Here is a 26,077-nt window from a genome sequence, read left to right as displayed (position 1 = left end):
TCCGAGCCCCGGCTCAACTCACTCTGGCCGCCGACGCCGTGTAGGTGTTGCACTTGCTGAGGTTCCGGCTGGTGAACGCCGACCGGCTCCAGGCGCCGTGGTTCTTTCGGCTCCCGTGGTCGCGGGGTAGCGAGGTGTTGTCACCGCTGTTGTTCACGATGTAGAGCCACTGCCGGTACAGCCCGCCCGAGATCGGGTAGCTACCCCGGTTGGCGCCGAGGAACGTGTTGCCCAGGCAGGACGCCTGCAGCTCCATCCGCCGGTTGACCTCGAGCTGTGCCGCCTGGTTCGGCATCTGGTAGCGGACCTTGTAGTACGCCGGAAGGATGCCGGTCATCTGCTGGACGGCGTGCGAGTACTCGTGGGCCACTGTGTGCATGGCCAGCGCCCGGGTGAACTGCTGGTTCTGCCGCCAGTACTGGATGTCGTCGGCAACATCCATGTAGATCGTGTGGTTCGACGAGCAGTAGAACGACAGACTCCGGTCGGAGTTGCCGCACGGGGAGTTCGCGCTGCCCACCCAGGAGATCAGTCCGGGCGCCCTGAACCGGCTGCCGGACGCCTGGACCTGCCGCGGCCACGCGCGGTCCAGGCAGGCCTTGACCGCGCGGTAGTAAGCCGTTGCCTTCGACCCGTTACCGAGCCCGGAGCGGGACTCCTTGCAGGTCACCGACCGCTGCATACCGGTCTTGTAGAGCCGATGGGTGGCGATGAACTGCAGCGGGCTGACCTCCTTCGGCGCAGTGGTCGTCCGCGTCGGCTGAGGCGTCGGCGGCCGAGTGGTGGGTGGCGGCGGCAACGACGTGGTCGTTGCCACCGGCACCGAAGAGGTCGGGTACGTCGGAGCGCTCGTGGCATGTGGCCATGTCACGGCCACATCGTCGTCACCCTGGGCGATCTTGAGCGCGATGATGACCGCGGCCGCACCCGCGGCAGCGAGCAGGCCGAGAACCAGGACGCCGACGCCGCGCGACTTCTTCGGTGGCTGCGGCGGCATCGGTCCCCAGCCGTAGTGCGGGCCGGTCGGCGGCGGACCGTAGTACCCGGGCTGCTGTGGAGGTCCCCATTGGTTGCCTGACACGCGGCAGACGGTAGCGGAGCCCAGGCTCAACCACCGTTGAACGTGCGTCACGATATGGTGCCCAGGTCAACACTGACCCCTCCGATACGGTGTGATTGAGCAATGCGTCTTCGTCTGCTCGGGCTCTCCCTGTGTGCCCTTGGCCTTACCGCCCTCACCGGCCTCCCCGCCGGTGCGACCGGTTCAAGCGGTGCGGCCGACCCGGTCGTGACCAACTTCGACAGCCAGATCCGGGTCGAACGTGACGGCCTGCTACGGGTTTCCGAGACCTGGAAGCTCAGCAACGTGACCGGGACGTTCACCCGGTTCGTCGTCACCCGTGACCATCTGCCGGACGACGTCGACCACGTGCAGGAGATCCAGGACCTGCAGGTCAAGTCCGGCGGCGAGGACAAGCAGGCCGAGCTGAGCACGGACGGTGACGTCACCTCGGTGGCGGTCGCGGACATCAGCGGCGACACCCAGCTGGACTTCACCTACACGGTCAAGGGCGCGGTCGCCCAGACGCTGAACGGCACCGAGGTGCGGTTCGCCCCGCTGACCGGGATCAACCTGACCGTCCAGCAGGCCAACATCGTCTTCAGTACTCCGGAGGTCTCGCACGTCTCGTGCTTCGCCGGGGCGATCGACAGCAACACGCCGTGCACGCTGGCGCAGATCGGTGAGACGTCCGGACCGACGTTCCAGCAGCAGAGCCTGCCGCCGGGCAACACGGTCCGGATGACGATCGGTTTCCCCGAGGGCGAGATCGCCGCGAACTCGATCGTCGAGTACCGCAAGACCCTGAAGCGCGCGTTCTCCACCGACACCGCGCAGCTGATCACCGCGCTTGCCGTGCTGTTGCTCGGCCTGATCGGACTGTTGCTGCTCTACCGGGTCCGCGGCCGCGACCAGGTCGACCCGCGCCGCGTCGTACCGGCCTCGTTGTTCAGCCTCGGCAACGACACCCGGATCGACTTCACCCCGCCGTCCGACCTGCGGCCGGGCGAGGTGGGCACGCTGATCGACGAGCGGATCGATCCGGTCGACGTCACCGCGACGATCATCGACCTGGCCGTCCGCGGGCACATCACGATCATCGAGCTGGAGCACGAGACCGAGTACGCGCGACCGGACTGGGAGCTGCGCCGGGTCGCGAACGCGCCGTCGGAGGAGCTGCAGCGGTACGAGAACGTCCTGATCCGCGCCATCTTCGGCGACGGGGACTCGGTGCTCGTCTCGGAGCTCGGCCGCCAGGTGCGGGAGAACCTCAGCCAGGTCCAGGACGCGCTGTACGACGGTGTGGTCAAGCGCGGCTGGTTCAACGAGCGTCCGGACCGGACCCGGTCGCTGTGGGCGACGATCGGTATCGCCACCACAGTCGTCGGCGTGATCGCGACTGTTCTCCTCGCACTGTTCTCGACCTGGGGCCTGCTGGGCCTGGCGCTCACCGCCATCGGCGTCGGCCTGATCGTGGTCGGCCGCTACATGCCGGCCAAGGCGCCGGCGGCCGGGCGGGTGCTCGGCCAGGTGGCTGCGATCCGCGGCGAGCTGCTCGAGATGGACGTCAGCGAACTGCCCACCGACCAGCACGCCGAGCTCTGCTCGCGCGCACTGCCGTACGCCGTCGTCCTCGGCGGATCGGAGCGCTGGATCGACGCGCTGGTCGCGACCGACGAGGACGCCGACGAGGACCAGGGCTTCCCGTGGTACCGCGGTCCGCGCGGCTGGCACCTGCAGTACCTGCCGGACTCGCTGCGCAACCTCACCACGAACCTCACCGGCGCGCTCTTCGCCCGCTGATCTCTACCAGTTGGCCTGTGGCCCCTGTGGTGGGAGCTGCAGGCTGCTCGGGTGGATGACGTACACGAGCCCGCCCGAGTGCGGCACCCACGCGTTCTCGAAGGCAGTCCGGTCGTACGTCGTCCGCACCTCGGCGTTGCTCGGGATCAGGTGCGAGGCCGGATCGTTGACGACCACGTTGCCGTCCTGATCGAACCCGACGATCACCATCAAGTGCCCGTTGGTCCCGTAACCCGCGCCGGGCAGGTCGCCCTTCTTGAACGACAGCGACGCGACCAGCGGGATGCCGGCCTTGATGAACTGCTCCGCCTCGGTCAGCGACCGCAGCCGGGTGATGAACCCGTCCACCCCGCGGGATCCGGCGTACGCCGTGTTGAACGGCCAGTTCCCCGCACCGTCGTAGGCGTAGTCGAAGACCGACCGGGCCGAATGGTCCACCTGCGGATCCGCATCGGCGGGGTCGACCCAGGACGTCTCGCCGGCCGTCGGCCCGGCACCGTAGTAGTCGAGAACCATCGCCGTCGACGTCGCCGAGCACCACGCCTCGCCGCCGCCGTCCCACTGCGGATAGTGCCCGAGGTGCGTCTCCTGCGAGTACGTCGGTACGTCGAGAACGATGCCCTCCGCACCGCCAAGGGGGCTCGCGGCAACCTTCTTCTCGTCGGGCAGCCGGGACGCCATCGCCCCGACCGACCGGACCACCGGGCTCTGCGTCGTACCGCTCAGCCGGTACAGGGTCACCTTCAGCTGCCAGCGATCCAGCCAGCGGCCGGAGGCCGCGGTGAAGGTGTCGACGGCAACGGATCCGTCCGCGTCACCCTGACTCGGTACCGAGGTCCGGTGGATGTCACCGGCCGCGGTGTCGTCCCCGCCGGACCAGCGGCCGAGCACGTACCACTTGGTCGTGGTGCCGGCGTTCGTCTGGCCCGCCATCGAGACCTCGACCCAGGTACCGGGCGGCGTGGTCGCGTTCCAGGACGCGACCAGCTCGGTCAGCCCGAAGCCGGTGCTCACCTGCGGCGAGACCCAGCTGGTCTGGTCGTAGCTCTTCGCGGTGCCGTCACCGAACGGATCGACGTACGACGTGGAGCCGGTCGAGGTGCCGAAGGTCAGGGCGCCGTCGGTGACGGTGGTGCCGTTCTGGGCACCGGCGAGGAAGTCGGTGGTCGACGTCCACGTGTGGTAGGCGATCTGACGCGGCGGGGCGACCTTGGCGGCCTCGCTCGGTAGCGAGCCGGCGGTCAGCACGACCACACCGGCGATCAGGGCGGTGAGGGAACGGGCGGCGGTCATGCTTCGACGGTAGACCCGAGCCGGTGAACGCGTGCCACGATCGCGTGTCGCCCAGTCAGATAATTACGAGCGTTTGTCCCACTCCTCGGCGAGCATCGCGAACACTGCCTCGTCGGTCCATCGGCCCTTGAGGAATTCGTTCTTCACGAATGTCGCCTCGTGGCGCATGCCGAGCCGCTTGAGCAGGTTCGCCGAGCCGGTGTTGGTGGCGTCCAGCCGGCCGATGATCCGATGCATGCCGAGTTCCTCGAAGCCGATGCGCAGCAGCTCGACCGACGCCTCGGCCGCGAACCCGCGACCGTGGAACTCGGGATGGAAGACGAAACCGATCTCGCCGCCGCGGTGCTCCGCGTTCCGCACGAACAACGACACCTCGCCGACATGCCGGCCGGTCTCCCGCAGGATCACAGCGACGGTGAGCGCTTGACCGTCGGTGTCCATCGGTACGTCGGCCAGCCGGCCGGCGAGGGACTCTTTGACCTGCTCTGGCGTCTTCGGGTCGTATAGCAGGAACCGGGTGACGTCGGGGTTGGACTGCAGCTTCAGCAGGTCGTCGTAGTCGGTGTCGCGGTAGCGGCGAAGGGTTAGGCGGTCAGTCTCGATCGGCAGCGAGTAGGTCACCGATCGAGACTATGAGACCGCCGCAACCCGATTTCCCCGGGTCAGCCGTTGGCGAGGGCCACCAGCCGGGACTGGTCGCCGTTGAAACGGTCCTGGTCGATCGGGCTCGAGCTGTACTGCCAGATGGTGTGGAACGGCCAGCCGCCCGGCAGGGTCCCCGGCGCCGAGGCGTAGCGGGCGACCCAGAGCGGATTGGTCGTGTTGAAGGCGGTGCTGTTCCCGGTGCAGCGGCTCCACCAGTCGAGGTTGGTGTAGATGACCGGGTCGCGGCCGGTGCGGGCCTTGTAGGTGTTCAGGAAGTCGCGGATCCAGCTGACCATCGCGGCCGCGCTCAGTCCGTAGCAGGTCGCGCCGTACGGGTTGTACTCGATGTCGAGCGCGCCGGGCAGGGTCTTGCCGTCCCGGGACCAGCCGCCGCCGTGGGCCAGGAAGTAGGTGGCCTGGTTGGCGCCGCTGGAGTCGTTCGGGGTGGCGAAGTGGTAGGCGCCGCGGATCATCCCGACGTTGTAGGACCCGTTGTACTGCTGGGCGAAGTACGGGTTCGTGTAGTAGTTGCCTTCGGTCGCCTTCACGTAGGCGAACCGTTTGCCGGCCGACCACTGCGAGGCCCAGTTGACGTTGCCCTGGTGGCTGGAGACGTCGATGCCTTCGACCGAGGCGGCCGGGGCCATCACCGCCGGAGCGGCGCTGGTCGTGGTGTTCTGCAGCCAGCCCATGTAGGCGTCGCCGGCCTTGTCGATGCCGTGCTGGCGGGCCTGCGGGGTGGGCTGGTGGGACGCGGTCGACGCGTCGGTGTTCGGCGTACTGGCTTGGGCGGAGCCGATCGAGGCCAGGAGCAGGCCAAGAGTGACGGCGGCACCCGTGAGGACGGACTTCACGGTGAACCTCCACAGAGCGATGAGGGGCGGACAGAGCGCTCGCGGAGGTTCTACCCGGCCTCGGAAAGAATCAAACCTCCAGTGTGTAGCCGACGTGATTATTTACCGGCTGGCTACTTCACGTACTTCGCGGCAGCGACATAGGTATTGCAGGACCCCGGGCTCCGGGTGGTGAAACCGGCCTTGGCCCAGCGCGGGATGACCGTCCGGCTGCCATGGTCCCGGACCGTCCCGTACTCGTCGCCCTGGTGCGAGTGCAGGAAGTCCAGTTCCCTCTTGAGCGAGCCGGTGAGCCGGTAGCTGCTCTTGTTCGCGCCCATGAAGACGTTGCCGAAGCAGGTCGCCTGGATCTCCGTGCGCCGGCTCATCTCCAGCGACTTGTCGCCGCTGAGCTCGTACTCGAGGTTGCTCTCAGCGTCCAGGATGCCGGTCATGGCCTGGATGTGATGGCCGAACTCGTGTGCCACCGTGTCCGTCATATCGGCCCGCAGCCAGGTGGTGGCCACCGAGTCGTTGCTGTGCCCGCGGTACCAGGTCACGTCACTGCCCGCGTCCATGTAGATGGTCCGGTTCGACCTGCAGTAGAACGAACTCGGCGCGTTCCCGCTGCAAGGGGTGGACACGCTGCCGGTGAAGGCGATCAGATGCGGAGCGACGAAGTGAGCCCCGCCCGTGTTCACCTGCTTCGGCCACGCGCGGATCAGGCAGTTGAGCACATTCGTGTAGTACTTGCGCGCGTTCGCCATGCTGTTGGCCCGGGACTTGGACTCCTTGCAGCTCACCGTGTTCTGCACACCGGTCCGGTAGAACCGGTTCTTCGTGACGATGTCGGAGTCCGACGGCGGCGGTGGCGTTGTCCTGGTCTGGGTCGGCTTGGTCTGGGTCGGCTTCGTCGTCGGGACGTTGGTGGTGGTCGGGATGTGCGTCGGCGCTGAAGTCGGCTCGTACGTCGACGACGTCGGCTCCGGCTGGGTGTAGTCGTCACTGTTGTGGTTCAGCAGGCTGCTGAGCACCGAGAACCCGACGACGGCGAGCGCCACGATGGCGATCGGCAGCACGATCCAGCCCGCCTTGCTCTTCTTCCTGGGCGGCGGTGGGAAGCCGTTCGACCCCCAGCCGAATCCCGGCCCCGGCGGCGGGCCCATCGGCGGACGGCCGTGCGGTGGACCCTGCGGTGGTCCCCAGTACTGCGGTGGCGGACCCGGTGGCGGTCCGTACTGCGGGGGTGGCGGGCCCTGGTACGGCCCCGGCTGTTGCGGCGGCGGGCCGTACGGCGGCTGGTTCGGCAACGGATTCCTCCTGACAGGTGCTCCTGCCGGTATTTTGTCAAGAGGGAGTGCCACTTCCCGTTACCCTTGACCGGTGACACTTCGCTTGTACGACACCATGACGGCAGCAGTGCGGGATTTCGAGCCGGTCCATCCGGGCCAGGTCGGGATCTACCACTGTGGGCTGACGGTGCAGGGTGCGCCGCACGTCGGGCACATCTACAAGGAAGTCGTCTTCGACGTTCTGCGGCGCTGGCTGGAGCGGTCCGGGTACGAGGTCACTGTCATCGCGAACGTGACCGACATCGAGGACAAGATCCTGGCCAAGTCGGCCGAGCGCGGTGTGCCGTGGTGGGCGCACGCCTACGAGTTCGAGCGCGAACTGCACTGGTCGTACGACGTGCTCGGCTGCCGCCCGCCGACGTACGAGCCGCGTGCCACCGGTCACATCCCCGAGATGCTCGAGCTGATCGACGAGCTGATCGAGCGCGGCCACGCGTACGTCGCCCCGGACGGATCCGGCGACGTCTACTTCGACATCAGGTCCTGGCCGTCGTACGGCGAGCTGTCGCACCAGAAGATCGACGACATGGAGGCCGCCGAGGACGCGGACCCGCGCGGCAAGCGCGACCCCCGCGACTTCGCGCTCTGGAAGGGGTACACCGAGGACACCCCGCGGACGGCCTCCTGGCCGGCGCCGTACGGCCGCGGCCGCCCGGGCTGGCATCTGGAGTGCTCGGCGATGGCGGGCAAGTACCTCGGCGACGAGTTCGACATCCACGGCGGCGGGCTGGACCTGCGGTTCCCGCACCACGAGAACGAGCTGGCCCAGTCGACCGCGGTCGGGCGGAACTTCGCGCGGTTCTGGATGCACAACGCGCTCGTCACCACCGCCGGCGAGAAGATGTCGAAGTCGATGGGCAACGGCGCGATCGTGCGCAACGTGGTCCAGCGGGTGCGGCCGATCGAACTGCGGTACTACCTGGTGCAGTCGCACTACCGCTCGGTGGTGGAGTTCTCGTTCGAGGCGCTGGACGAGGCCGCGAAGGGTTTCCAGCGGGTCGAGGGCTTCGTCACCCGGGCCACCGAGGTGACCGGCGGGGTCGAGCCGGCCGCCGAGTTGCCGCCCGACTTCGGCGCCGCGATGGACGACGACCTGGGGACGCCGGCGGCGTTCGCCGTCCTGCACAACACCGTCCGGGACGGGAACAAGCTGCTCGCGGACGGCGATTCGCCCGCGTTGCGGGAGAGCCTCGCGGCCGTGCGCGGGATGCTCAACGTCCTCGGGCTGGACCCGCTGGCCGACCCCTGGGCGTCGCGGTCCGACGTCGGCAGCGAGCTGACCGAGGTGGTGGACGGGCTGGTCAAGGCGCTGCTCGAGCAGCGGCAGGCCGCCCGCGAACGCAAGGACTACGCCGCGTCGGACGCGATCCGCGACCGACTGAAGGCGCTCGGCGTCGTCGTCGAGGACACGCCGCAGGGACCACGCTGGTCGCTGGCGGCACCGACTACAACCGACGAAGGAAGCTGACGTGCCCGGAAGTAGCCAGCGCAAGGGTGCCATCCGCAAGAAGCCGCGAGGCAACCCGACCGCCGGATCCGGTGGCCGGGTCCGCCGCGGTCTGGAGGGCAAGGGCCCGACGCCGAAGGCGGTGGACCGGACCAAGCACCCGGCGCACAAGCGGGCCAAGGCGAAGGAGCGTGCCAACGAGCGCGAGCGCAACCGCCGCCCGGCCCGCAAGGACAGCGACTCCACCGTCGAGTGGGTCTACGGGCGCAACCCGGTGGTCGAGGCGCTGCGGGCCGGCGTACCGGCCGCGGCGCTACATGTTGCCGAAGGCACCGAACGGGACGCACGGCTGCGCGAGGCACTGCTGCTCGCGGTCGAGCACGGCGTCTCGGTGCTCGAGGTACCGCGGGCCGAGCTCGACCGGGTCACCGCCGGCGGCGCCCACCAGGGTGTCGCGCTGCAGATCCCGCCGTACGAGTACGCGCATCCCGACGACCTGCTCGACCGGGCGTACGCCGCCGGCGAGGTGCCGCTCGTGGTCGCGCTGGACGGGGTGACCGATCCACGCAACCTGGGCGCGATCACCCGATCCGCGGCCGCCTTCGGTGCGCACGGCGTACTGGTCCCGGAGCGCCGGGCGGCGTCCGTGTCGGCGTCGGCGTGGAAGACGTCGGCCGGTGCCGCGGCGCGGATCCCGGTGGCGCGGGCGACCAACCTCAACCGCGCGCTGAAGTCGTACAAGGACGCCGGCCTGATGGTCGTCGGCCTCGACATGGGTGGCGCCGTCGAGCTCCCCGACCTGGACGTCGCGACCGAGCCGCTGGTCCTGGTCGTCGGCTCCGAAGGCAAGGGCCTGGCCCGGCTGGTCCGCGAGAACTGCGACCTGATCGTCTCGATCCCGATGACGTCGGCCACCGAGTCCCTCAACGCCGGCATCGCCACCGGCGTCGCCCTCTACGAAATCTCCCGCCGCCGCGCTTGATGTAACTACATGAGGTAGGTACATTGAAGTCATGGAGACCATCGGGTTGCGCGAGCTGAACCAGAATCCGTCGAAGGCGGTGGCTCGGGTGCGCGCGGGAGAGACGATCGTGGTGACCGACCGCGGACGCCCGGTGCTGCGCCTGGTGCCGGAGGAGGAACGGCCGGGCGCTCTGCAGCACATGATCGACTCAGGTGAGGTGACGCCGCCGACCGAGCTCGGCATGCCGGATCTGATGCTGGAGCTGGCCCCCGAACTCGACAGCCTCTCCGACCTACTGATCGCCGATCGCGACAAGGAGCGGCGCAGGTGATCTACCTGGATGCCTGCGCACTGCTGAAGTTCATCAAGCCGGAGGCTGAATCGGCAGCGCTGCGCGCATGGCGTGAGGCGCTGCCGGCGGAGACCGAGCTCGTGACCAGCGAACTGGCAAGCCTCGAGATCACCCGGACCCTCCTGTGCGCCGGAGTGAACCATCAGCAAGTCCCGTACTTCGCCGGCCAGGCAGTGCGTGGCGTCTACCTGGTCGATCTCACCTCGACGGTGCTCGGGCGCGCGATGGCCTACCGGACCACCCGGCTCGGCTCGCTCGATGCGATCCACCTGGCCAGCGCGGAGCCGTTTCGCACGGAGCTCTCGGAGTTCGTGACCTATGACAAGGAACTGAGCAGTGCGGCTGAGGAGCACGGTTTTCCCGTGCTCGCACCCGCGTGAACGGCAGCGCCCCGGACCGAGTGGTCCGGGGCGCTGTTGTTGTTGTTGCAGGGGTCAGTAGACGCTCACGCCGTAGCGGGAGAGCGCTTCGGTGACGGGCTGGAAGTACGTCGTCCCGCCGCTGCTGCAGTTGCCGGAGCCGCCGGAGGTGAGGCCAAGGGCCTTGGAACCGGCGAACAGCGCGCCGCCGGAGTCGCCGCCCTCAGCGCACACGTTGGTGCGGATGAGGCCGCTGACGGTGCCTTCGGCGTAGTTCACCGTGGCGTTCGTGCCGGTGACCGAGCCGCTGTGCACACCGGTGGTGCTACCGCTGCGCTTGACGGCCTGGCCGACGGACGCGTTGCCCGCGGTCGTGATGTCCTGGCTCGTGCCGTTGTACAGGTCCACCGTTCCGGGGTGGTTCGTGTACGACGTGCTGTACTTGACGATCGCGTAGTCGTTACCGGGGAAGCTCGACCCGAAGGTGGTGCCGAGCAGCGTGGTGTGGCTCGAGTTCGAGTACCAACTGGATGCGATGTTGCCGCAGTGACCGGCGGTCAGGAAGTAGTACGTGCTGCCACTGCGGACGTTGAAGCCGAGCGAACAGCGGTACTGCCCGCCGTAGATCGCGTCACCGCCGGCGATGTACTTGGTCAGCTTGCCGGAGATCTTCTCCAGCGTGACCCGGTCGCCGAACTGCTTGGTGACCCCGGTGAGCGAGGACAGCTTGGCGCCGGTGACCGTGTCGTCGTACGAGACGATGATCCGGCCGTCGGGGTTGGTCTGCCAGGCCGTGCCCGGGATGGACGCGTCCTTGCTCAGCGTGGCGGTGATGGCGGTCGCCGACAGTGCCGACGGGTTGATCGGGGCGGCGTTGGCCTGGGTGGCCAGCAGCCCGGCGGCGGCGAGCCCGGCGGCGGCCAGGATCGCGGTGGTACGGCGAATCGGAGAGAAATTCACGGTTTCAGCCTCCTCACGATGAGGACGCGCTCGGGGCGGGTGCGTCCTTGACGTAAAACCGTGAGCAGTAGTACCCAGATCTGTCCGTGGGTATTCGTCCGAATTCGGAGCGTGAGGGTAATCCTCCGTTCAGTACACGGCCACGCCGTACCGGGTGAGGGCCTCGACGACCGGCTGGAAGTAGCTGACGCCGCCCGAACTGCAGTCGCCGCTGCCGCCGGACAGCAGTCCGTAGGCGTACTGCCGGTAGAACAGCGGACCGCCCGAGTCGCCCGGCTCCGAGCAGACGCTGGACCGGATCATGCCGGTCACCCGGCCCTCGGGGTAGTTCACCGTGACGTTGAGCCCGGTGACCGTGCCGTGCTGCAGACCGGTGGTGCCGCCGGCGCGGTAGACGTACTTGCCGAGGTTCGGGTTGACCGCCCGGCTGATGTCCTGCGACCGGCCGTTGTACAGGTTCACGCTGCCGCCGGGCCGCGAGATGTCGGTCCGGTAGACGATCAGCGAGTAATCGTTGCCCGGGAAGCTGAAGTGGTGCCGCTGGCCGAGCCGGGAGGTCTTGGCCGAGTTGTTGTACCAGGTCGCGGCCTCCGCGCCGCAGTGACCGGCGGTGAGCAGGTAGTAGACGCCCCGCCGGGAGACGTTGAAGCCGGCCGAGCACTTCACGTTCCCGCCGTAGATCGCACTCCCGCCGCTGATCCGCGTGGTCAGCTTGCCGGGCAGCTTCGTCAGTACGACGCCCTCCCCGAGCTTCTTGGTCACGCCCGTCAGCGAGGTCAGCTTGGAACCGGTGACGGTCGAGTCGTAGGACACCTCGACGGTGCCGTCCGGCCGGGTCATCCAGGTGGTGCCCGGGATCGCGACGTCCTCGTTCAGGGCAGAGGTGATCGCCGCGGCGGACAGTCGCGGTGGCTTGACCGGATCGGCCTTGGCAGGGAGTGCAGTCAGGGTCAGAGCGGTAACAGCGAGCGCAGCGGCTGCGCGCCGGACAGTGGAGGGTCGCATGGTCATCAGCCTTCCGTGGCGTGCGGTTCTGATGAGTTCGATCGCAGCTTCAGGACGTCAAACGCTTGGATGAGTCTAGGCCGCTGCAGGTCACCGTGCGCCGCAACACCTGCAGATCACCACGCAACATCGCGTGGTCGACGTCGACCGCCCACTCCGCGCCGGACAGCGTCACCGTCATCGCCCCGTTCTCGAACCACGGTCCGTGCGACAGCCGCCAGGTCGCCGCCACATCCCGTACGCCGGCCGACCGCGCGAGCCGGTGCAGCAGCGCGGTCATCCACCGGGTGCCGAGGATGTGGTTCGCCCATCTGATGTGCTGCGGCACCGGGTTCCGGAACGGCGACATGGTGAGCTGGCGGATCGCCGTACCCGGATGCTCGACGGTCGTCAGCCGGGCCTCGGCCAGGTAACTGCAGTGCACGTCGCCGGACAGCATCAGGATCGACGCCGGCGGATCCTCGCCACCGACCACCTCGGTCAGCAGCGTGGTCACGTCGTCGAGCGACTTCCGGAACGACGCCCAGTGCTCCAGATCCATGCCCTGCCGGATCCTCTCGCCGACCCGGGCACCGCGTTGTCCCCAGGCGCCGGACGAGATCGCCTCGTCCCATCCCTCCAGGTGATGCAGACCCGGCGCGAGCAGGAACGGCAGCGTGGAGGCCAGCAGCAGATGCCGGATCGGACGTGTCGCCCCGACCGTGTGGCGTCGTACCCACTCCCACTCATGGGCGTCGACCATCGCTCGCTCGTCCGGATCCAGGTGCCGGGAGCACCGTGAGTCGATCGCGAGCAGCCGGACGTCGCCGAAGTCGCGGTAGAAGCTCCATCGGCACGACGCCGGGTCCTCGTCCGCGGTCCACGCGAAGCTGTCCAGGTACGCCGTACGTTCGTCGTCGTCCTCGATCGTGAGCATCGCGCGGTACGTCGCGTCCTGGTCGAGCTGCTCGGGCGAGAGATTGCCGAGGTGCTGATAGACCCAGTACGACGCGTAGGCGCCGACGACCCGGTCGCGCCACCACGGTTGCGCGGTCACCCAGCGACGCCAGGTCAGCGAGGTGTTCCAGTCGTCGCGCAGGTCGTGGTCGTCGAGCAGCATGCACAGGGGAATCGTGGAGAACAGCCACCGCACGGCCGGCGTGGTCCAGGAGTCGTCGTACAGCCAGGTGTACTCCTCGAAGTTCCCGATCTCGTCGGCGACCTCGGATCCTGGCCGCCCACCATGGGCCTCGTGCAGTCGGCGCAGTACGGCGTCGGACGGGTCGTCGGCGTACACCTGGTCACCGAGGAGCAGGACCGCGTCCGGTGGCTCACCGTCACCGGCTGCGACCGACTCGGCCAGTGCGACCAACGCGTCCGGGCCGAACTCCTTGAACCCCGTCTCGTCGAACGGCGCGGACCGGCGGCACGACCCGAACGTCAGCCGGAAGGTCCCGTCCGCAAGTGGCGTCCGGATCACGCTCGGGCCGTACGGGCTGCACGGAAGCGGCCACACCGTCCTGCCGTCGAGCTTCACGTCGTACGGCGTCGTGGAGTCCGGCGCGAGGCCCTCGATCCGGACCAGCGCGTAGTGGTGGCCGTGGACCGACCAGGTCCGGGCCTTGTGGCCGAGCACCTCGACCTCGGCCGGACCGCTGGTCTCCACCCAGACGGTGGCGCGGGTCTCGTCGACGTACCGCAGCAGCGGGCCCAGCCTGAGTTCCATCCGGAAAAGCTACAAGGTCAGTCCAGGCGCAGCGAGTGCAGAACGAACGACGCGAGCTCGCGGTAGGCCTCGGCGTCGTTGAGACCGGTCCGGCGGGCGATGTCGCCGCGCTGGATGGCCTGCATGGTGTGCGCGACCATCTCGGCCGCGAACGCGATGTCGACCTGCCGGAACGACTTGTTGTTGATCCCGTCCTCGATCAGCGACCGGACCCGGTCGGCCGCGATCCGGGTGTTCCGCTCGTACACCGACCGGGCCGGCGCGAACGTCGCGACGTCGTCCAGGAAGGTCCGGCTGGCCGGCCGGAGCGCGTCCGCGACCGCGTTCAGGTACGCCGCGATCCGCCGGTCGTGCCGGGTCTGCCGGGCGACCGCGGATTCGACCTGGGCGGTGGCATTCTTGAAGTAGTGCTTCACCACCTCGACGGCGAGCTGCTCCTTGCTCGGCGCGAGCGCGTACAGGGTTGTCTTGCTGCAGCGCAGCTCGGCGGCCAGGTCGTCCAGGGTGAACCGGCTGAAGCCCTGCTCGAGGAACAGGGTCAGGAGCCGGTCGAGCAGTTCGGACTGCCTGCGGGTACGGCGCCCCGGAACGACTGTTGTCATATCGAGACAGCATAGAACGATACGGAACTATGTGCTTCAGTATCGTTACGAGTATCATTTCGTCAGCCGTTGAGAGGGGTGCCTGATGGCTGTCGATCGTCTCCTGCCGACCGAGGAATCCACCGATCTGCTTGCGCTGGTCCGTGACCTGTGCTCGCACGAACTCGCGCCGTACGCCGCTCAGGCGGAGGAGAGCGAGATCTTCCCGCGGGATGCGTTCCGCACACTCGGCAAGGCCGGCCTGCTCGGCCTGCCCTACCCGGAGCAGTACGGCGGCGCCGAGCAGCCGTACGAGGTGTACCTGCAGATGCTCGAGGAGATCGCCGCCGCCTGGATGTCGGTCGGCGTCGGGGTCTCCGTGCACACGATGACCAGCTACGGGCTGGCCACCTTCGGGACCGAGGAGCAGCGGGCCCGGTTGCTGCCGGACATGATCGGCGGCGAGCTGCTCGGGGCGTACGCGCTGTCCGAGCCGCAGGCCGGCTCCGACATCAGCGGGATGACCACGCGCGCGGTCCGCGACGGCGACTCCTACGTCCTGACCGGCACCAAGGCGTGGATCAGCCATGGCTCGCACGCCGACTTCTACACCACCTTCGCCCGTACGTCGCAAGACCCGAAGCGCGGCATCTCCGCCTTCCACGTGCCGGCGTCCGCCGAGGGCCTCAGTTTCGGCGCGCCCGAGCGCAAGATGGGCCTGACCGGGTCGACCACCACGCTGGTCAACTACGACCAGGTCCGGATCCCGGCTGCCAACCTGATCGGCGCAGAGGGCGAGGGGATGCGGATCGCCCTGTCCGCGCTCGACTCCGGCCGGCTCGGCATCGCGGCCTGTGCGGTCGGTCTGGCCCAGGCCGCACTCGACGTCGCCGCGGCGTACGCACTGGAGCGGCAGCAGTTCGGTCAGGCCATCGCGGACTTCCAGGGCGTTCAGTTCCTGCTCGCCGACATGGCCGCCGCGGTCGAGTCCGCGCGGGCGACGTACCTGCAGGCCGCGCGCCGCCGCGACCTCGGCCGCCCGTTCACCCAGCAGGCCGCGATCGCCAAGCTGATCTGCACCGACGCCGCGATGAAGGTCACCACCGACGCGGTCCAGGTGCTCGGTGGGTACGGTTACACCCGCGAGTTCCCGGCCGAGCGGTACATGCGCGAGGCCAAGGTCACCCAGATCTTCGAAGGAACCAACCAGATCCAGCGGCTGGTGATCAGCCGAGATCTCCTGAGGAGTGTTCGATGAAGCTTGGCCCGTCCGACGTCGCTCTGGTCACCGGTGGGGGTTCCGGTCTCGGTGAGGCGACGGTACGGCGGCTGGCCGCCGACGGAGCCGGGGTCGTGATCGTTGACCTGGCGTCCTCCGCGGGCAAGGCGATCGCCGACGAGCTGGGCGACCGGGTGGTGTTCGCGCCGGCCGACGTCACCGACGAGGCGGCTGTGACGGCAGCGCTGGACGCGGCCGCCGGGCTCGGCACGCTGCGGGTGGTCGTCACCTGCGCGGGCATCGCGACGCCCGGCCGGGTCGTCGGCCGGAAGGGCCCGTTGCCGCTGGCAACGTTCCGGCAGGTGGTCGAGGTGAACCTGATCGGCACCTTCAACGTGCTCCGGCTGGCCGCCGAGCGGATGATCGCGCAGCCGCCCGGCGAGGACGGTGACCGGGGTGTCGTAGTGATGACCGCGTCCATCGCGGCGTACGACGGTCAGGTCGGGCAGGCGGCGTACGCGGCCAGCAAGGGCGGCATCGTCGGCCTCACCCTGACCGCGGCCAGAGACCTTGCGGACCAGGGAATTCGGGTCGTCACCATTGCCCCGGGCACCATGGAGACACCGATGCTGGCGGGCCTCCCGGAGGAGACCCGCACGGTCCTCGAGCAGCAGGTCCCGCACCCGTCCCGGCTCGGTCGCCCGGCCGAGTACGCCGCTCTGGTCGGTCACATCATCGACAACCAGATGCTCAACGGTGAGGTCATCCGGCTGGACGGCGCCCTGCGGATGCCACCGCGCTGATCACTCCGGTTCGGACGAGGTCGGGGTGGGCAGCGCAAGCTTCTCGTCCGGCTTGGCCGCCAGCACATCCTCCACGTAGGAGCGCGCGGCTTCCATCGTGTCGATCTCGTGGCCGGCCTGCTCGGACAGGAACCAGCGATGCTCGAGCACCTCGTGGAACACCTCGGCCGGCTCGAGCTTGCGTTTCAGGTCGCGCGGGACCGAGCGGACCACCGGCTCGAACACCGTGGTCAGCCACTGGTGCGCGACGATCTCCTCGTCCTCGTTCTGCTGGTCGGTCGCGGCGGAGAACGCGTCCAGGTCGTTCAGCAGCCGGCGGGCCTGGTTCTCCTCGACGTCCAGGCCGGTGAGCCGCAGCAGCCGGCGCGAATGGTGCCCGGCGTCGACGACCTTCGGCTGGATCCGGACCTGGCTGCCGTCCCAGTCGGTGATGATGTCGATCTCGGCGACGTCGAAGCCGAGCTCGTTCAGCCGCCGGATCCGCGAGTCCAGCCGGTGCATCTCGTCGGTGGTGAACTCCTCCGGCGCGGTCAGCTCGGCCCACAGCGCCTCGTACCGCTTCTGGATCGACTCGACGGTCTCCTGCGGGTCGATGTCCGGGTCGAGCAGCCCGCCCTCCTGCAGGTCGAGCAGTTCGCCGAACAGGTTGATCTCGGCGGTGTAGAGATCGTGCGCGCGCTGGCCGTCGGAGATGTCCTGGTGCAGCTCGCCGGTCTCGGCGTCCACCAGGTACGCCGCGAAAGCGCCGGCGTCGCGGCGGAACAACGTGTTGGACAGCGAGCAGTCGCCCCAGAAGAACCCGAGCAGGTGCAGCCGGACGATCAGTGCGACCAGGGCGTCGATCAGCCGGTTCACCGTGTCCGGGCGCAGCGTGCTGGAGAACAGAGCGCGGTAGGGGAGCGAGAACTGCAGGTGCCGGGTGATCAGGATCGAGTCGATCGGCTCACCGTTGCGGTCCAGCCGGTCGGTGATCACGCCGACGGGTTCGACCGAGGGCGACTCCAGCCGTTCCAGGTCGCGCAGCAGCCGGTACTCGTGCAGCGCGAGGTGCTCCATCACTTCCTTGATCGCGTACACGCTGCCGTTGACCCGGACGAACCGGACCACGTGCCGCGAGATACCGCGCGGCAGCGCGACCAGCTGGTCCTCGGGCCAGTCCTCCAGGGGCACGTCCCACGGAAGCGACAGCAGACCGGTGTCCGGGCGGGTGGCGACGAATCGGGGCACGGCTCCAAGTCTGTCAGGAATCCTGAGAGTTCAGGGAGGTACGCAAGCTATTGCAAGAACTTGCGTGATCAGGCGTAGAGTTTGCGTTATGACACGACGACTTGCAGAGGTGGCCAAGAAGGTCGGCGTCAGTGAAGCCACCGTGAGCCGGGTCCTGAACGGGAAGCCGGGTGTGTCCGAGGCGACCCGGGAAGCGGTGCTCACCGCGCTCGATGTCCTGGGCTACGAGCGTCCCACGCAGCTGCGCGGCGACCGGGCCCGGCTCGTCGGGCTGGTGCTGCCGGAGTTGCAGAACCCGATCTTCCCGGCGTTCGCCGAGGTCGTCGGTGGCGCGCTGGCGCAGCAAGGTTTCACGTCCTTGCTCTGCACCCGCACGGTCGGCGGCGTGTCCGAGGCCGACTACGTCGACCTGCTTTTGCAGCAGCAGGTGTCCGGGGTGGTGTTCGCCGGCGGCTTCTATGCCCAGGCCGACGCACCACACGCGCACTACGAGCTGATCCAGGAGCGCAAGCTGCCGACCGTCCTGGTCAACGCGGCGGTCGATCACCTCGGCTTCCCGCAGGTGTCCTCGGACGACTTCGTCGCCGCCGAGATGGCGATCGGTCACCTCCGCGCACTCGGCCACCGCCGGATCGGCATGGTGCTCGGGCCGCGCGACCACATCCCGTCGCGGCGCAAGCTGGACGCGTTCATGGCTGCGGACGAGGCGGATCCGGAGCTGGTCGAGCACACCATGTTCTCGCTCGAGGGTGGGCACGCCGCCGCGACCCGACTGGTCAACAACGGGGTCACGGGCATCGTCTGCGCCAGCGACATCCTGGCGCTCGGCGCGATCCGCGCGGTCCGCCGGGCCGGCCTGTCCGTGCCCGATGATGTCTCCGTGATCGGGTACGACGACTCCGCGATGATGAACTGCACCGACCCGCCGCTGACCACGGTCCGGCAGCCGATCGACGCGATGGGCCGGGCCGCCGTCGACATGCTGGTCGCCTTGATCGAACGGGCCGCCGTATCTGCCGACGAATTGCTGTTCGAGCCGGAACTGGTCGTCCGGGCCTCCACCGCACGCGCCAGGATCTGACCCACCACCCTCTCTGCAGCCGCTGACCGGTCACCGGTCGGCGGCTGCTGCCGTCTGCCCTGCGCGAGCCACCTTCCCATCTGAAGTCATGTTCTTGCAATCTTCTATTTGAGTATTGCGCAGTGCTGTCCAGTTGCCTACGGTGTCCGCAAGATCGAGGGAGAGGGTGGATCGATGAGGACAACGCGGCGCGGGCTCAGCCTGCTGCTGGTCGCGGGACTCGGGCTGGCGGCCGCGTCCTGCGGGTCGGGGGACGACGAACCGAGTGCTCAGGCATCAGCGAGCAGCGACGGCCCGGTGACCATCACGGTCGGCTGCCAGCCGCCGAAGAGCAATCCGAAGGAGCGGGAAGGCTGGGACGCCGACGTGGCCGCGTTCCAGCAGCAGCACCCGAACATCACCATCCAGAGCAAGGACGCGTTCCCCTGCATCAACCCGGACACCTTCCAGGCGAAGCTGGCCGGCGGCAGTCAGGAGGACGTGTTCTACGTCTACTTCACCGACGTCCAGAAGATCATCAAGGCCAAGCAGGCCGCCGACATCAGCCAGTACGTCGGTGACGTCAAGGCCGTCAAGGACCTGCGGCCGGACGTGATGGGCGTGTTCAAGGACGGCGACAAGACCTACGGGCTGCCGCGCAACAACTACAACATGGGCCTGGTCTACAACCGCAAGCTGTTCACCCAGGCCGGCCTGAACCCGGACAGCCCGCCGAAGACGTGGGGCGAGGTGCAGGAGGCGGCGAAGAAGATCGCCGCGATCGGGCCCGGGTACGTCGGCTTCGGTGAGTACTCCGCCGGCAACACCGGCGGCTGGCACTTCGCCGCTTCGCTGTACGCACGGGGCGGGTCGATGGTCAGCGACGACGGCAAGACCGCCGCGTTCAACAGCGCCGAAGGCAAGGCGGTGCTGGAGAACCTCAAGCAGATGCGCTGGAACGACAACTCGATGGGCAGCAAGCAGCTCCTCCAGTGGGAGGACCTGATGCGGATGATGGGTTCCGGCAAGCTCGGCATGATGATCGGTGCGCCGGATGTCGTGCAGGGCGTGAACAACGACTTCCAGGGCAAGTTCGAGGACTACGGCGTCACCGCCGTACCGGAGTCCGAGGGCAAGACGTCGCTGAGTGGTGGCGACGGCTACATGTTCAACCCGAAGGCGACGCCGGAGAAGATCAAGGCCGGCCTGTTGTGGCTGAACTTCCACGAGCTGACGCCGGGTCAAGGGCAGTTCAACTACGCGCGGGCAAAGGAGCAGGGACGTCCGGTCGGGCTGCCGATCCCGGACCTGTACGGCGACTCCGCACCAGGCAAGCAGATCGTTGACCTGCGCAAGCAGTACGCGACGGTCCCGGTCGACCACTTCTCGCCGTACGTCGCGGCGCAGTCGACCATCACCAACAAGCTCGAGCCGCCGAGGGCGCAGGAGCTGTACGCCGTCCTGGACGTGGCGATGTCCGCCGTCCTCACCCGAAAGGACGCCGACATAGACAAGCTGCTCTCCGATGCGGAGGGCAAGGCCAACAAGATCCTGGCCAAGAACACCTGATGGTGGACAACCGAACAGAAGCCCGCCGACCCCGCTCCGCGGGGCCGGCGGGCGGTGGGGGAGGAGATCTCCGAGCCGGTGGCGATCCAGGAGCCGGACGCCGCAGATGGGCCCGGCGCGGCGCTGAGCGCCGCGGCTCTGCGGAGGGCGCTGGGCGCCGCGGCCCTGCGGAGGGTACGTCGGGCGGTGGGCGCCCCCTGGCTGGGGTGGGCGCTGCTGATCAACCCCCCATCCCCGACAACCAGGGTGCTTTGCGGAGAGCAGTCGGGCGGAATCTCACGGCGTACGGGTTCTTGTGTGGGGCGTTGATCTGTTTCGCCTTGTTTTCTTGGTATCCGATGGTGCGCGAGGTGGTTCTCAGCTTCCAGGAGAACAACTTCGTCGACCCGGGGAAGTGGGTCGGGTTCGACAACTTCCGGACCGTGATCGAGGATCCGGCGTTCCGGTCCGCGTGGCTCAACACCGCCGCGTTCAGCGGTCTCGCCCTCGTGATCGGCTACGCCGTACCGTTCGTGCTGGCCGTCGTACTCAACGAACTCCGGCACGCGAAGGCCTACCTGCGGTTCGTCGTCTACCTCCCGGTGATGCTGCCGCCGGCCGTCGCCGTCCTCCTGTTCAAGTGGTTCTACGATCCGGGCTCCGGCCTGTTCAACCAGATCCTCGACGTCTTCCACCTGCCGCCGCTGAGCTGGCTGGACTCCACCAGTACGGCGCTCGTGAGCCTGGTGCTGGTGTCCACCTGGATGAACCTCGGCACCGGCACGCTGATCTACCTCGCCGCGCTGCAGAGCATCCCGGGCGACCTGTACGAGTCGGCCGAGCTCGACGGCGCCGGCCTGTTCCGGCGGGTGTGGCACGTGACGATCCCGCAGACCAAGCTGATCCTGCTGGTGATGTTGCTGCTGCAGGTGGTCGCGACCATGCAGGTGTTCATCGAGCCGTACCTGCTGACCGGCGGCGGCCCGGAGAACGCGACCGTCACGGTCGCCTACCTGATGTACCAGTACGCCTTCAACTTCGGCGACTTCGGTGGCGGCGGCGCGCTCGGCCTGATGCTGATGCTCGTCCTGCTGGTGTTCTCCACGATCTACCTGCGCGTATCGCGCGAGGAGGAGGCCCGATGAGGACCTTGGTGTCGCCGCTCGCGCTGCGGACCCCGCGCGGCCGGCTGATGTACTGGACGATCCTGACGGTCGTCGTGGTCGGATTCACCGGCGCCTTCGTGTTCCCGCTGTACTGGATGGTGACCGGCGCGCTGAAGTCTCCGGACGAGTTGGCCCAGATCCCGCCAAGCTTCTTCCCGAAGTCGTTCGACCTCGGGGTGTACGCCGATGCCTGGGAACAGCTGCAACTGGGCGTCTTCCTGAAGAACACCGCCCTGTACGCCGGTGGCGCGTGGCTGTTCACGCTCGCCGTCGACGTCACTGCGGCGTACGCGCTGTCGAAGCTCCGGCCGTTCTTCGGCAAGCTGATCCTCGGCGCGATGCTGGCGACGCTGATGATCCCGCCGATGGTCCTGCTGCTGCCGACGTACCTGGTGGCCAAGGATCTGCCGATCTTCCACCTGAATCTGCTCAACACCCCGTGGGCGATCTGGTTGCCGGCGGCAGCGAACGGTTTCTTCGTGTTCCTGCTGAAGCGGTTCTTCGACTCGATCCCGCGCGAACTGCTGGAGGCGGCGGAGATCGATGGTGCCTCGCCGCTGCGGATCCTGTGGTCGATCGTGCTGCCGGTGTCGCGGCCGATCCTCGGTGTGGTGTCGATCCTGTCCGTCGTGACGGTGTGGAAGGACTTCGTCTGGCCGCTGCTGGTGCTGCCGGAGACGGACAAGATGTCGATCAGTGTCGGCATCGCGTCGCTGTCCGCGCAGATGCCGCAGAACGTGCTGATCGCGTCGCTCGTGATCGCCAGCCTGCCGACGATCCTCGTGTTCTTCGCTTTCCAACGAAGCATTATGGCCGGCCTCACTGCCGGAAGTCTCAAAGGATAGGCACAACATCCCGCCCCTCGCTCCGCCCGGGGCGGGATGGAGAGGGCGGGTCTGACCGCCGGAAGTCTCAAAGGACAAGGGGATTCGATGGCTGACGAGTGGTGGCGCGATGCGGCGATCTACCAGGTGTACCTGCGCAGTTTCGCCGATGGCAACGGTAACGGGATCGGCGATCTGGCCGGTCTGCGCGAGCGGCTGCCGTACCTGGCCCAGCTCGGCGTGGACGCGATCTGGCTGAACCCGTGGTACCCGTCCCCGATGGCCGACGGCGGGTACGACGTCGCCGACTACCGCGCGATCGACCCGGCCTTCGGCTCGCTCGAGGAGGCCGAGGCGTACATCGCGGAGGCGCACGCGCTGAACATCCGGACCATCATCGACATCGTCCCGAACCACGGGTCCGATCAGCAGGACTGGTTCGTCCAGGCGTTGCAGGCCGGTCCGGGGTCGCCCGAGCGTGAGCGGTTCCTGTTCCGTCCGGGACGCGGTGAGCTGCCGCCCAACGACTGGCAGTCGATCTTCAACGGCCCCGCCTGGACCCAGGTGGAGGACGGCGAGTGGTACCTGCACCTGTTCGCCCCGGAGCAGCCGGACTTCAACTGGCGCAACGCCGAGGTGGTCGAGGAGTTCCACGCGATCCTGCGGTTCTGGCTGGACCGGGGAGTGGACGGGATCCGGATCGACAGCGCCGCCGTACTGTTCAAGGACCTGGACAGTGTCGAGGAGTCGTACACCGACCACGACGAGGTGCACGACGTGTACCGCGGCTGGCGGCAGGTCACCGATGCGTACGACGGCCGGTTCCTGGTCGGCGAGATGTGGATGCCGGACCAGGAACGGTTCGCGCTGTACCTGCGCCCGGACGAGATGCACACGGCGTTCAACTTCGACTTCCTGTCCCGCCCGTGGCAGGCCGACGAGCTCAAGGCGTCGATCGACCTCACGCTGACCACGCACGTCCCGATCGGAGCCCCACCGACCTGGGTGCTGTCCAACCACGACGTCACCCGGCCGGTGACGAAGTACGGGCGCCCGGACACGTCGTTCTCACATCAGGACCGCAAGCACGGCATGCGTACCGACCTCGTCCTCGGCGAACGGCGCGCCCGCGCCGCGGCCCTGCTCGCGATGGCGCTGCCGGGTGCGGTGTACGTCTACCAGGGCGAGGAGCTCGGTCTGCCGGAGGTCGAGAACCTGCCTGACGAGCTGCTCCAGGACCCGATCTTCGCCCGCTCCGGCGGCACCGACCGCGGTCGGGATGGTTGCCGAGTGCCCCTACCGTGGTCGGGCAAGGAGCCCCCGTTCGGATTCGGAACCGGTACGCCGTGGCTTCCGCAACCCGCCGATTGGAAGAACCTCACCGTCGAGTCCCAGCACGACGACCAGAACTCGATGCTCACCCTCTACCGCACCGGCCTGGCACTTCGCCGCACCTACCTCGGCGACGGGACGCTCAGTTGGCTCGACTCGCCATCCGGTGTGCTGACATTCGAGCGGGAGAACCTGACCTGCGTCACCAATCTGACGGCCGCCCCGGTAGACCTACCGCCGCACGAGGAGGTGCTGCTCACCAGCACTCCACTCGACGCCGGCAGGCTCCCAACCGACAGCACAGCCTGGATCAGGTGAGCGGACGGAATCGGCGCAGGCGGAGGCTGTTTGAGACGACGAAGACTGAGCTGAAGGCCATTGCGGCGCCGGCCAGCATCGGGTTCAGTAGTCCGGCGGCGGCCAGTGGAAGCGCGGCCACGTTGTAGGCGAAGGCCCAGAACAGGTTGCCCTTGATGGTGCGCAACGTGCTGCGGGACAGGCGGATGGCGTCCGCCGCCGCTCGCAGGTCGCCGCGGACAAGGGTCAGGTCGCTGGCCTCGATCGCCACGTCGGTGCCGGTGCCCATGCTCAAGCCGAGGTCGGCCTGGGCCAGGGCAGCGGCGTCGTTGACTCCGTCACCGATCATCGCGACGACGCGGCCCTCGCCCTGCAGCAACTTCACCGCGTCGACCTTGCCGGCCGGCAGTACTTCGGCGATCACCTCGTCGATGCCGACCTCGGCCGCGACCTTCTGTGCCACTGCCTCGTTGTCGCCGGTCAGCAGCACCGGCCGCAGTCCCAGCGCCTTCAGCTGGCCGATGGCCTCTGCCGACGTCGGCTTCACCGTGTCGGCGACCACCAGGACCGCTCGCGCCTCCCCGTCCCATCCGACCGCGACCGCCGTACTGCCCTCGGCCTCGGCGTGGTCCTTCGCATGCGCGAGGTCGTCGGGCAGGTACTGGCTCCACTCCTCCAGCAGCCGCGTGCGTCCGACGAGGACCGCGTGCCCGTCGACGATGCCCTGGACTCCAAGGCCTTCGACGTTCCCGAAGTCCTCGACCTCGGGCAACTGACCCAGCTCGGCCTGGGCACCGCGGGCGATGGCCTGCGCGATCGGGTGCTCGCTGGAGTGCTCCAGCGCGCCGGCCAGACGCAGTACGTCGGCCCGCTCCTGCCCGGGAGCCAGCAGTACGTCGATCAGCTCCATCCGGCCCGTGGTCACGGTGCCGGTCTTGTCCAGGACCACAGTGTCGACGCGACGTGTGGACTCCAGGACCTCCGGACCCTTGATCAGGATGCCGAGCTGCGCACCGCGGCCGGTGCCGACCATCAACGCGGTCGGCGTGGCCAGCCCGAGCGCACACGGGCAGGCGATGATCAGTACGGCGACCGCAGCGGTGAACGCCACCTCGACCGGGGAACCGTTGCCGAGCCAGAAGCCCATCGTCGTCAGCGAGAGCCCGATCACGATCGGCACGAAGAACCCGGACACCTTGTCCGCCAGCCGCTGGACCTCCGCCTTCCCGTTCTGCGCGTCCTCGACCAGTCGCGCCATCTGCGCCAGCTGGGTGTCGGCGCCGACCCGGCTGGCCCTGACGATGAGCCGACCGCCGGCGTTCACGGTGGCGCCGACGACCGCGTCGCCCGGGCCGACCTCGACCGGGACGGACTCTCCGGTCAGCATCGACGCGTCGACCGCGCTGCTGCCGGTCACGATCACGCCGTCCGTGGCGATCTTCTCGCCGGGCCGGACGACGAACTCGTCACCCACGGCCAGCTGGTCGGCCGGGATCCGCACCTCGGCCCCGTTCCGCAGTACGGCGACATCCTTCGCGCCGAGCTCCAGCAGCGCTTTCAGGGCCGCGCCGGAGCGGCGCTTGGCGCGGGCCTCGAAGTACCGTCCGGCCAGGATGAACGTGGTCACGGCCGCGACGACCTCGAGGTAGATCTCCTCCGCGCCGGTGCCGCGGGACGGGATCAGCGTGAACGGCATCGTCATCCCCGGCTCACCGGCGGAGCCGAGGAACAGTGCGTACAGCGACCAGAGGAACGCACTGACCACGCCCAGCGAGATCAGCGTGTCCATCGTGGTGGCGCCGTGTCGCAGGTTCGTCCAGGCGGCTTTGTGGAACGGCCAGGCCGCCCAGGTCGCCACCGGGAAGGCCAGCGTCAGTGACGCCCATTGCCAGTAGTCGAACTGCAGCGCCGGGATCATCCCGAACGCGATCACCGGCACCGCCAGCACGATGCTGGCGATCAGCCGCTCGCGCAGCGGCTTCAGCTCGTCCGGCTCGTTCTCGTTGCCGTCGGCAACCGCAGGGGCCGGCAGGGTCGCGGTGTAGCCGGTCTTCTCCACGGTGGCGACCAGGTCGTCGGTGGTGATGCCGGCCGGGTACGTCACCTTCGCCTTCTCGGTGGCGTAGTTGACGGTCGCGGTGACGCCGTCCATCCGGTTCAGCTTCTTCTCCACCCGGGCGGCACATGAGGCGCACGTCATGCCACCGATAATGAGTTCGACGGAATCACTCATGGCAAGCCT

23 protein-coding genes are annotated in these 26,077 nt (G+C 68.3%); 12 read left to right on the top strand and 11 right to left on the bottom strand.

From position 1 onward, the window contains the following. Window positions 1-13: 13 nt before the first annotated feature. The gene (locus OG817_RS32230; RefSeq protein WP_406048439.1) at window positions 14-1,081 is read right to left on the bottom strand and encodes a neutral zinc metallopeptidase; all 1,068 of its coding nucleotides are present in this window, start codon (window positions 1,079-1,081) and stop codon (window positions 14-16) included. Between the two features lie 102 nt (window positions 1,082-1,183). Here OG817_RS32230 and OG817_RS32225 point away from each other — a divergent pair, with 102 nt between their 5' ends. Beyond that, the gene (locus OG817_RS32225; protein ID WP_396391525.1) at window positions 1,184-2,863 is read left to right on the top strand and encodes a DUF2207 domain-containing protein; all 1,680 of its coding nucleotides are present in this window, start codon (window positions 1,184-1,186) and stop codon (window positions 2,861-2,863) included. 3 nt (window positions 2,864-2,866) lie between these two features. On the opposite strand, the gene OG817_RS32220 is transcribed toward OG817_RS32225, so the two are convergent. The 4 genes from OG817_RS32220 to OG817_RS32205 form a co-directional block, all read right to left on the bottom strand. Next, window positions 2,867-4,156 carry a peptidase C39 family protein gene (locus tag OG817_RS32220; RefSeq protein ID WP_406048438.1) on the bottom strand — a complete coding sequence of 430 codons (1,290 nt, stop codon included), beginning with the start codon at window positions 4,154-4,156 and terminating at the stop codon, window positions 2,867-2,869. A 63-nt stretch (window positions 4,157-4,219) separates the two neighbouring features. Continuing rightward, window positions 4,220-4,777: a GNAT family N-acetyltransferase gene (locus OG817_RS32215; RefSeq protein ID WP_396391527.1), complete on the bottom strand. Its 558-nt coding sequence runs from the start codon at window positions 4,775-4,777 to the stop codon at window positions 4,220-4,222. A gap of 41 nt (window positions 4,778-4,818) precedes the next feature. Further along, window positions 4,819-5,655: a lysozyme gene (locus tag OG817_RS32210; protein WP_360452663.1), complete on the bottom strand. Its 837-nt coding sequence runs from the start codon at window positions 5,653-5,655 to the stop codon at window positions 4,819-4,821. Between the two features lie 113 nt (window positions 5,656-5,768). After that, window positions 5,769-6,944: a neutral zinc metallopeptidase gene (locus OG817_RS32205; RefSeq protein WP_406048437.1), complete on the bottom strand. Its 1,176-nt coding sequence runs from the start codon at window positions 6,942-6,944 to the stop codon at window positions 5,769-5,771. Window positions 6,945-7,017: 73 nt separating this feature from the next. Here OG817_RS32205 and cysS point away from each other — a divergent pair, with 73 nt between their 5' ends. From cysS to OG817_RS32185, 4 genes are read left to right on the top strand one after another with little or no spacing between them, the layout of a single operon-like run. After that, window positions 7,018-8,454 (top strand): cysteine--tRNA ligase, encoded by a 1,437-nt coding sequence (cysS, locus tag OG817_RS32200; protein WP_406048436.1) that lies wholly within the window; start codon window positions 7,018-7,020, stop codon window positions 8,452-8,454. A 1-nt stretch (window position 8,455) separates the two neighbouring features. Beyond that, window positions 8,456-9,415, top strand: coding sequence for a 23S rRNA (guanosine(2251)-2'-O)-methyltransferase RlmB (rlmB, locus tag OG817_RS32195; protein WP_396391531.1), 960 nt, complete (start codon window positions 8,456-8,458; stop codon window positions 9,413-9,415). A 31-nt stretch (window positions 9,416-9,446) separates the two neighbouring features. Next, the gene (locus OG817_RS32190) at window positions 9,447-9,728 is read left to right on the top strand and encodes a type II toxin-antitoxin system Phd/YefM family antitoxin (protein ID WP_406048434.1); all 282 of its coding nucleotides are present in this window, start codon (window positions 9,447-9,449) and stop codon (window positions 9,726-9,728) included. Then, entirely contained in the window at window positions 9,725-10,129 is a 405-nt protein-coding gene (locus tag OG817_RS32185) for a type II toxin-antitoxin system VapC family toxin (protein ID WP_396391533.1), read from the top strand. The genes OG817_RS32190 and OG817_RS32185 overlap by 4 nt, the downstream gene beginning before the upstream one ends. Before the next feature lie 54 nt (window positions 10,130-10,183). Here the strand turns inward: OG817_RS32185 and OG817_RS32180 are convergent, their stop codons facing one another. The 4 genes from OG817_RS32180 to OG817_RS32165 all read right to left on the bottom strand — a co-directional run bounded on the left by OG817_RS32180 (window position 10,184) and on the right by OG817_RS32165 (window position 14,380). After that, a complete protein-coding gene (locus OG817_RS32180) occupies window positions 10,184-11,068 on the bottom strand; it encodes a S1 family peptidase (RefSeq protein WP_396391534.1) in 885 nt (294 codons plus the stop codon). A gap of 129 nt (window positions 11,069-11,197) precedes the next feature. Then, complete coding sequence (locus tag OG817_RS32175; protein WP_396391535.1) at window positions 11,198-12,079, bottom strand: S1 family peptidase; 882 nt, start codon at window positions 12,077-12,079, stop codon at window positions 11,198-11,200. 43 nt (window positions 12,080-12,122) lie between these two features. After that, window positions 12,123-13,778: an alkaline phosphatase D family protein gene (locus OG817_RS32170; RefSeq protein WP_406048433.1), complete on the bottom strand. Its 1,656-nt coding sequence runs from the start codon at window positions 13,776-13,778 to the stop codon at window positions 12,123-12,125. 17 nt (window positions 13,779-13,795) lie between these two features. Continuing rightward, window positions 13,796-14,380, bottom strand: coding sequence for a TetR/AcrR family transcriptional regulator (locus OG817_RS32165; protein WP_360452677.1), 585 nt, complete (start codon window positions 14,378-14,380; stop codon window positions 13,796-13,798). A gap of 85 nt (window positions 14,381-14,465) precedes the next feature. On the opposite strand from OG817_RS32165, the gene OG817_RS32160 reads away from it, so the two are divergent. Together OG817_RS32160 and OG817_RS32155 are read left to right on the top strand one after the other, a co-directional pair. Continuing rightward, window positions 14,466-15,617: an acyl-CoA dehydrogenase family protein gene (locus OG817_RS32160; protein ID WP_406048431.1), complete on the top strand. Its 1,152-nt coding sequence runs from the start codon at window positions 14,466-14,468 to the stop codon at window positions 15,615-15,617. Beyond that, window positions 15,614-16,381 (top strand): SDR family NAD(P)-dependent oxidoreductase, encoded by a 768-nt coding sequence (locus OG817_RS32155; RefSeq protein ID WP_406048430.1) that lies wholly within the window; start codon window positions 15,614-15,616, stop codon window positions 16,379-16,381. The genes OG817_RS32160 and OG817_RS32155 overlap by 4 nt, the downstream gene beginning before the upstream one ends. On the opposite strand, the gene OG817_RS32150 is transcribed toward OG817_RS32155, so the two are convergent. Beyond that, window positions 16,382-17,629, bottom strand: a complete 1,248-nt coding sequence (locus OG817_RS32150) for a DUF4032 domain-containing protein (protein ID WP_406057556.1) — start codon at window positions 17,627-17,629, stop codon at window positions 16,382-16,384. Between the two features lie 67 nt (window positions 17,630-17,696). Here OG817_RS32150 and OG817_RS32145 point away from each other — a divergent pair, with 67 nt between their 5' ends. The 5 genes from OG817_RS32145 to OG817_RS32125 all read left to right on the top strand — a co-directional run bounded on the left by OG817_RS32145 (window position 17,697) and on the right by OG817_RS32125 (window position 23,856). Further along, window positions 17,697-18,689, top strand: coding sequence for a LacI family DNA-binding transcriptional regulator (locus OG817_RS32145; protein ID WP_406048429.1), 993 nt, complete (start codon window positions 17,697-17,699; stop codon window positions 18,687-18,689). A gap of 174 nt (window positions 18,690-18,863) precedes the next feature. Then, on the top strand, window positions 18,864-20,237 hold the full coding sequence (locus OG817_RS32140) for an ABC transporter substrate-binding protein (protein ID WP_406048427.1): 1,374 nt from the start codon (window positions 18,864-18,866) through the stop codon (window positions 20,235-20,237). A 350-nt stretch (window positions 20,238-20,587) separates the two neighbouring features. Continuing rightward, entirely contained in the window at window positions 20,588-21,361 is a 774-nt protein-coding gene (locus OG817_RS32135) for a carbohydrate ABC transporter permease (protein WP_406048425.1), read from the top strand. Continuing rightward, complete coding sequence (locus tag OG817_RS32130; RefSeq protein ID WP_406048423.1) at window positions 21,358-22,227, top strand: carbohydrate ABC transporter permease; 870 nt, start codon at window positions 21,358-21,360, stop codon at window positions 22,225-22,227. Before OG817_RS32135 ends, OG817_RS32130 begins: the two co-directional genes overlap by 4 nt. Window positions 22,228-22,314: 87 nt before the next feature. After that, complete coding sequence (locus tag OG817_RS32125; RefSeq protein ID WP_406048422.1) at window positions 22,315-23,856, top strand: glycoside hydrolase family 13 protein; 1,542 nt, start codon at window positions 22,315-22,317, stop codon at window positions 23,854-23,856. Here OG817_RS32125 and OG817_RS32120 read toward each other — a convergent pair. Then, complete coding sequence (locus OG817_RS32120) at window positions 23,849-26,068, bottom strand: heavy metal translocating P-type ATPase (RefSeq protein ID WP_406048420.1); 2,220 nt, start codon at window positions 26,066-26,068, stop codon at window positions 23,849-23,851. The two genes, OG817_RS32125 and OG817_RS32120, sit on opposite strands and share 8 nt — an antisense overlap. Window positions 26,069-26,077 lie beyond the last annotated feature (9 nt).

Origin of the sequence: Kribbella sp. NBC_00889 (assembly GCF_045207705.1) — a bacterium.
In the GTDB taxonomy this organism is placed as follows: Bacteria; Actinomycetota; Actinomycetes; order Propionibacteriales; family Kribbellaceae; genus Kribbella.
This window is presented reverse-complemented; position numbering and strand designations above follow the sequence as displayed.

Excerpts from the sequence above, each read along its gene's own strand:
- OG817_RS32225 (WP_396391525.1), top strand. The coding sequence starts at position 1,184 with ATGCGTCTTCGTCTGCTCGGGCTCTCCCTGTGTGCCCTTGGCCTTACC.
- OG817_RS32220 (WP_406048438.1), bottom strand. The coding sequence starts at position 4,156 with ATGACCGCCGCCCGTTCCCTCACCGCCCTGATCGCCGGTGTGGTCGTG.
- OG817_RS32190 (WP_406048434.1), top strand. The coding sequence starts at position 9,447 with ATGGAGACCATCGGGTTGCGCGAGCTGAACCAGAATCCGTCGAAGGCG.
- OG817_RS32175 (WP_396391535.1), bottom strand. The coding sequence starts at position 12,079 with ATGACCATGCGACCCTCCACTGTCCGGCGCGCAGCCGCTGCGCTCGCT.
- OG817_RS32170 (WP_406048433.1), bottom strand. The coding sequence starts at position 13,778 with ATGGAACTCAGGCTGGGCCCGCTGCTGCGGTACGTCGACGAGACCCGC.
- OG817_RS32165 (WP_360452677.1), bottom strand. The coding sequence starts at position 14,380 with ATGACAACAGTCGTTCCGGGGCGCCGTACCCGCAGGCAGTCCGAACTG.
- OG817_RS32160 (WP_406048431.1), top strand. The coding sequence starts at position 14,466 with ATGGCTGTCGATCGTCTCCTGCCGACCGAGGAATCCACCGATCTGCTT.
- OG817_RS32155 (WP_406048430.1), top strand. The coding sequence starts at position 15,614 with ATGAAGCTTGGCCCGTCCGACGTCGCTCTGGTCACCGGTGGGGGTTCC.
- OG817_RS32145 (WP_406048429.1), top strand. The coding sequence starts at position 17,697 with ATGACACGACGACTTGCAGAGGTGGCCAAGAAGGTCGGCGTCAGTGAA.
- OG817_RS32140 (WP_406048427.1), top strand. The coding sequence starts at position 18,864 with ATGAGGACAACGCGGCGCGGGCTCAGCCTGCTGCTGGTCGCGGGACTC.
- OG817_RS32130 (WP_406048423.1), top strand. The coding sequence starts at position 21,358 with ATGAGGACCTTGGTGTCGCCGCTCGCGCTGCGGACCCCGCGCGGCCGG.
- OG817_RS32125 (WP_406048422.1), top strand. The coding sequence starts at position 22,315 with ATGGCTGACGAGTGGTGGCGCGATGCGGCGATCTACCAGGTGTACCTG.
- OG817_RS32120 (WP_406048420.1), bottom strand. The coding sequence starts at position 26,068 with ATGAGTGATTCCGTCGAACTCATTATCGGTGGCATGACGTGCGCCTCA.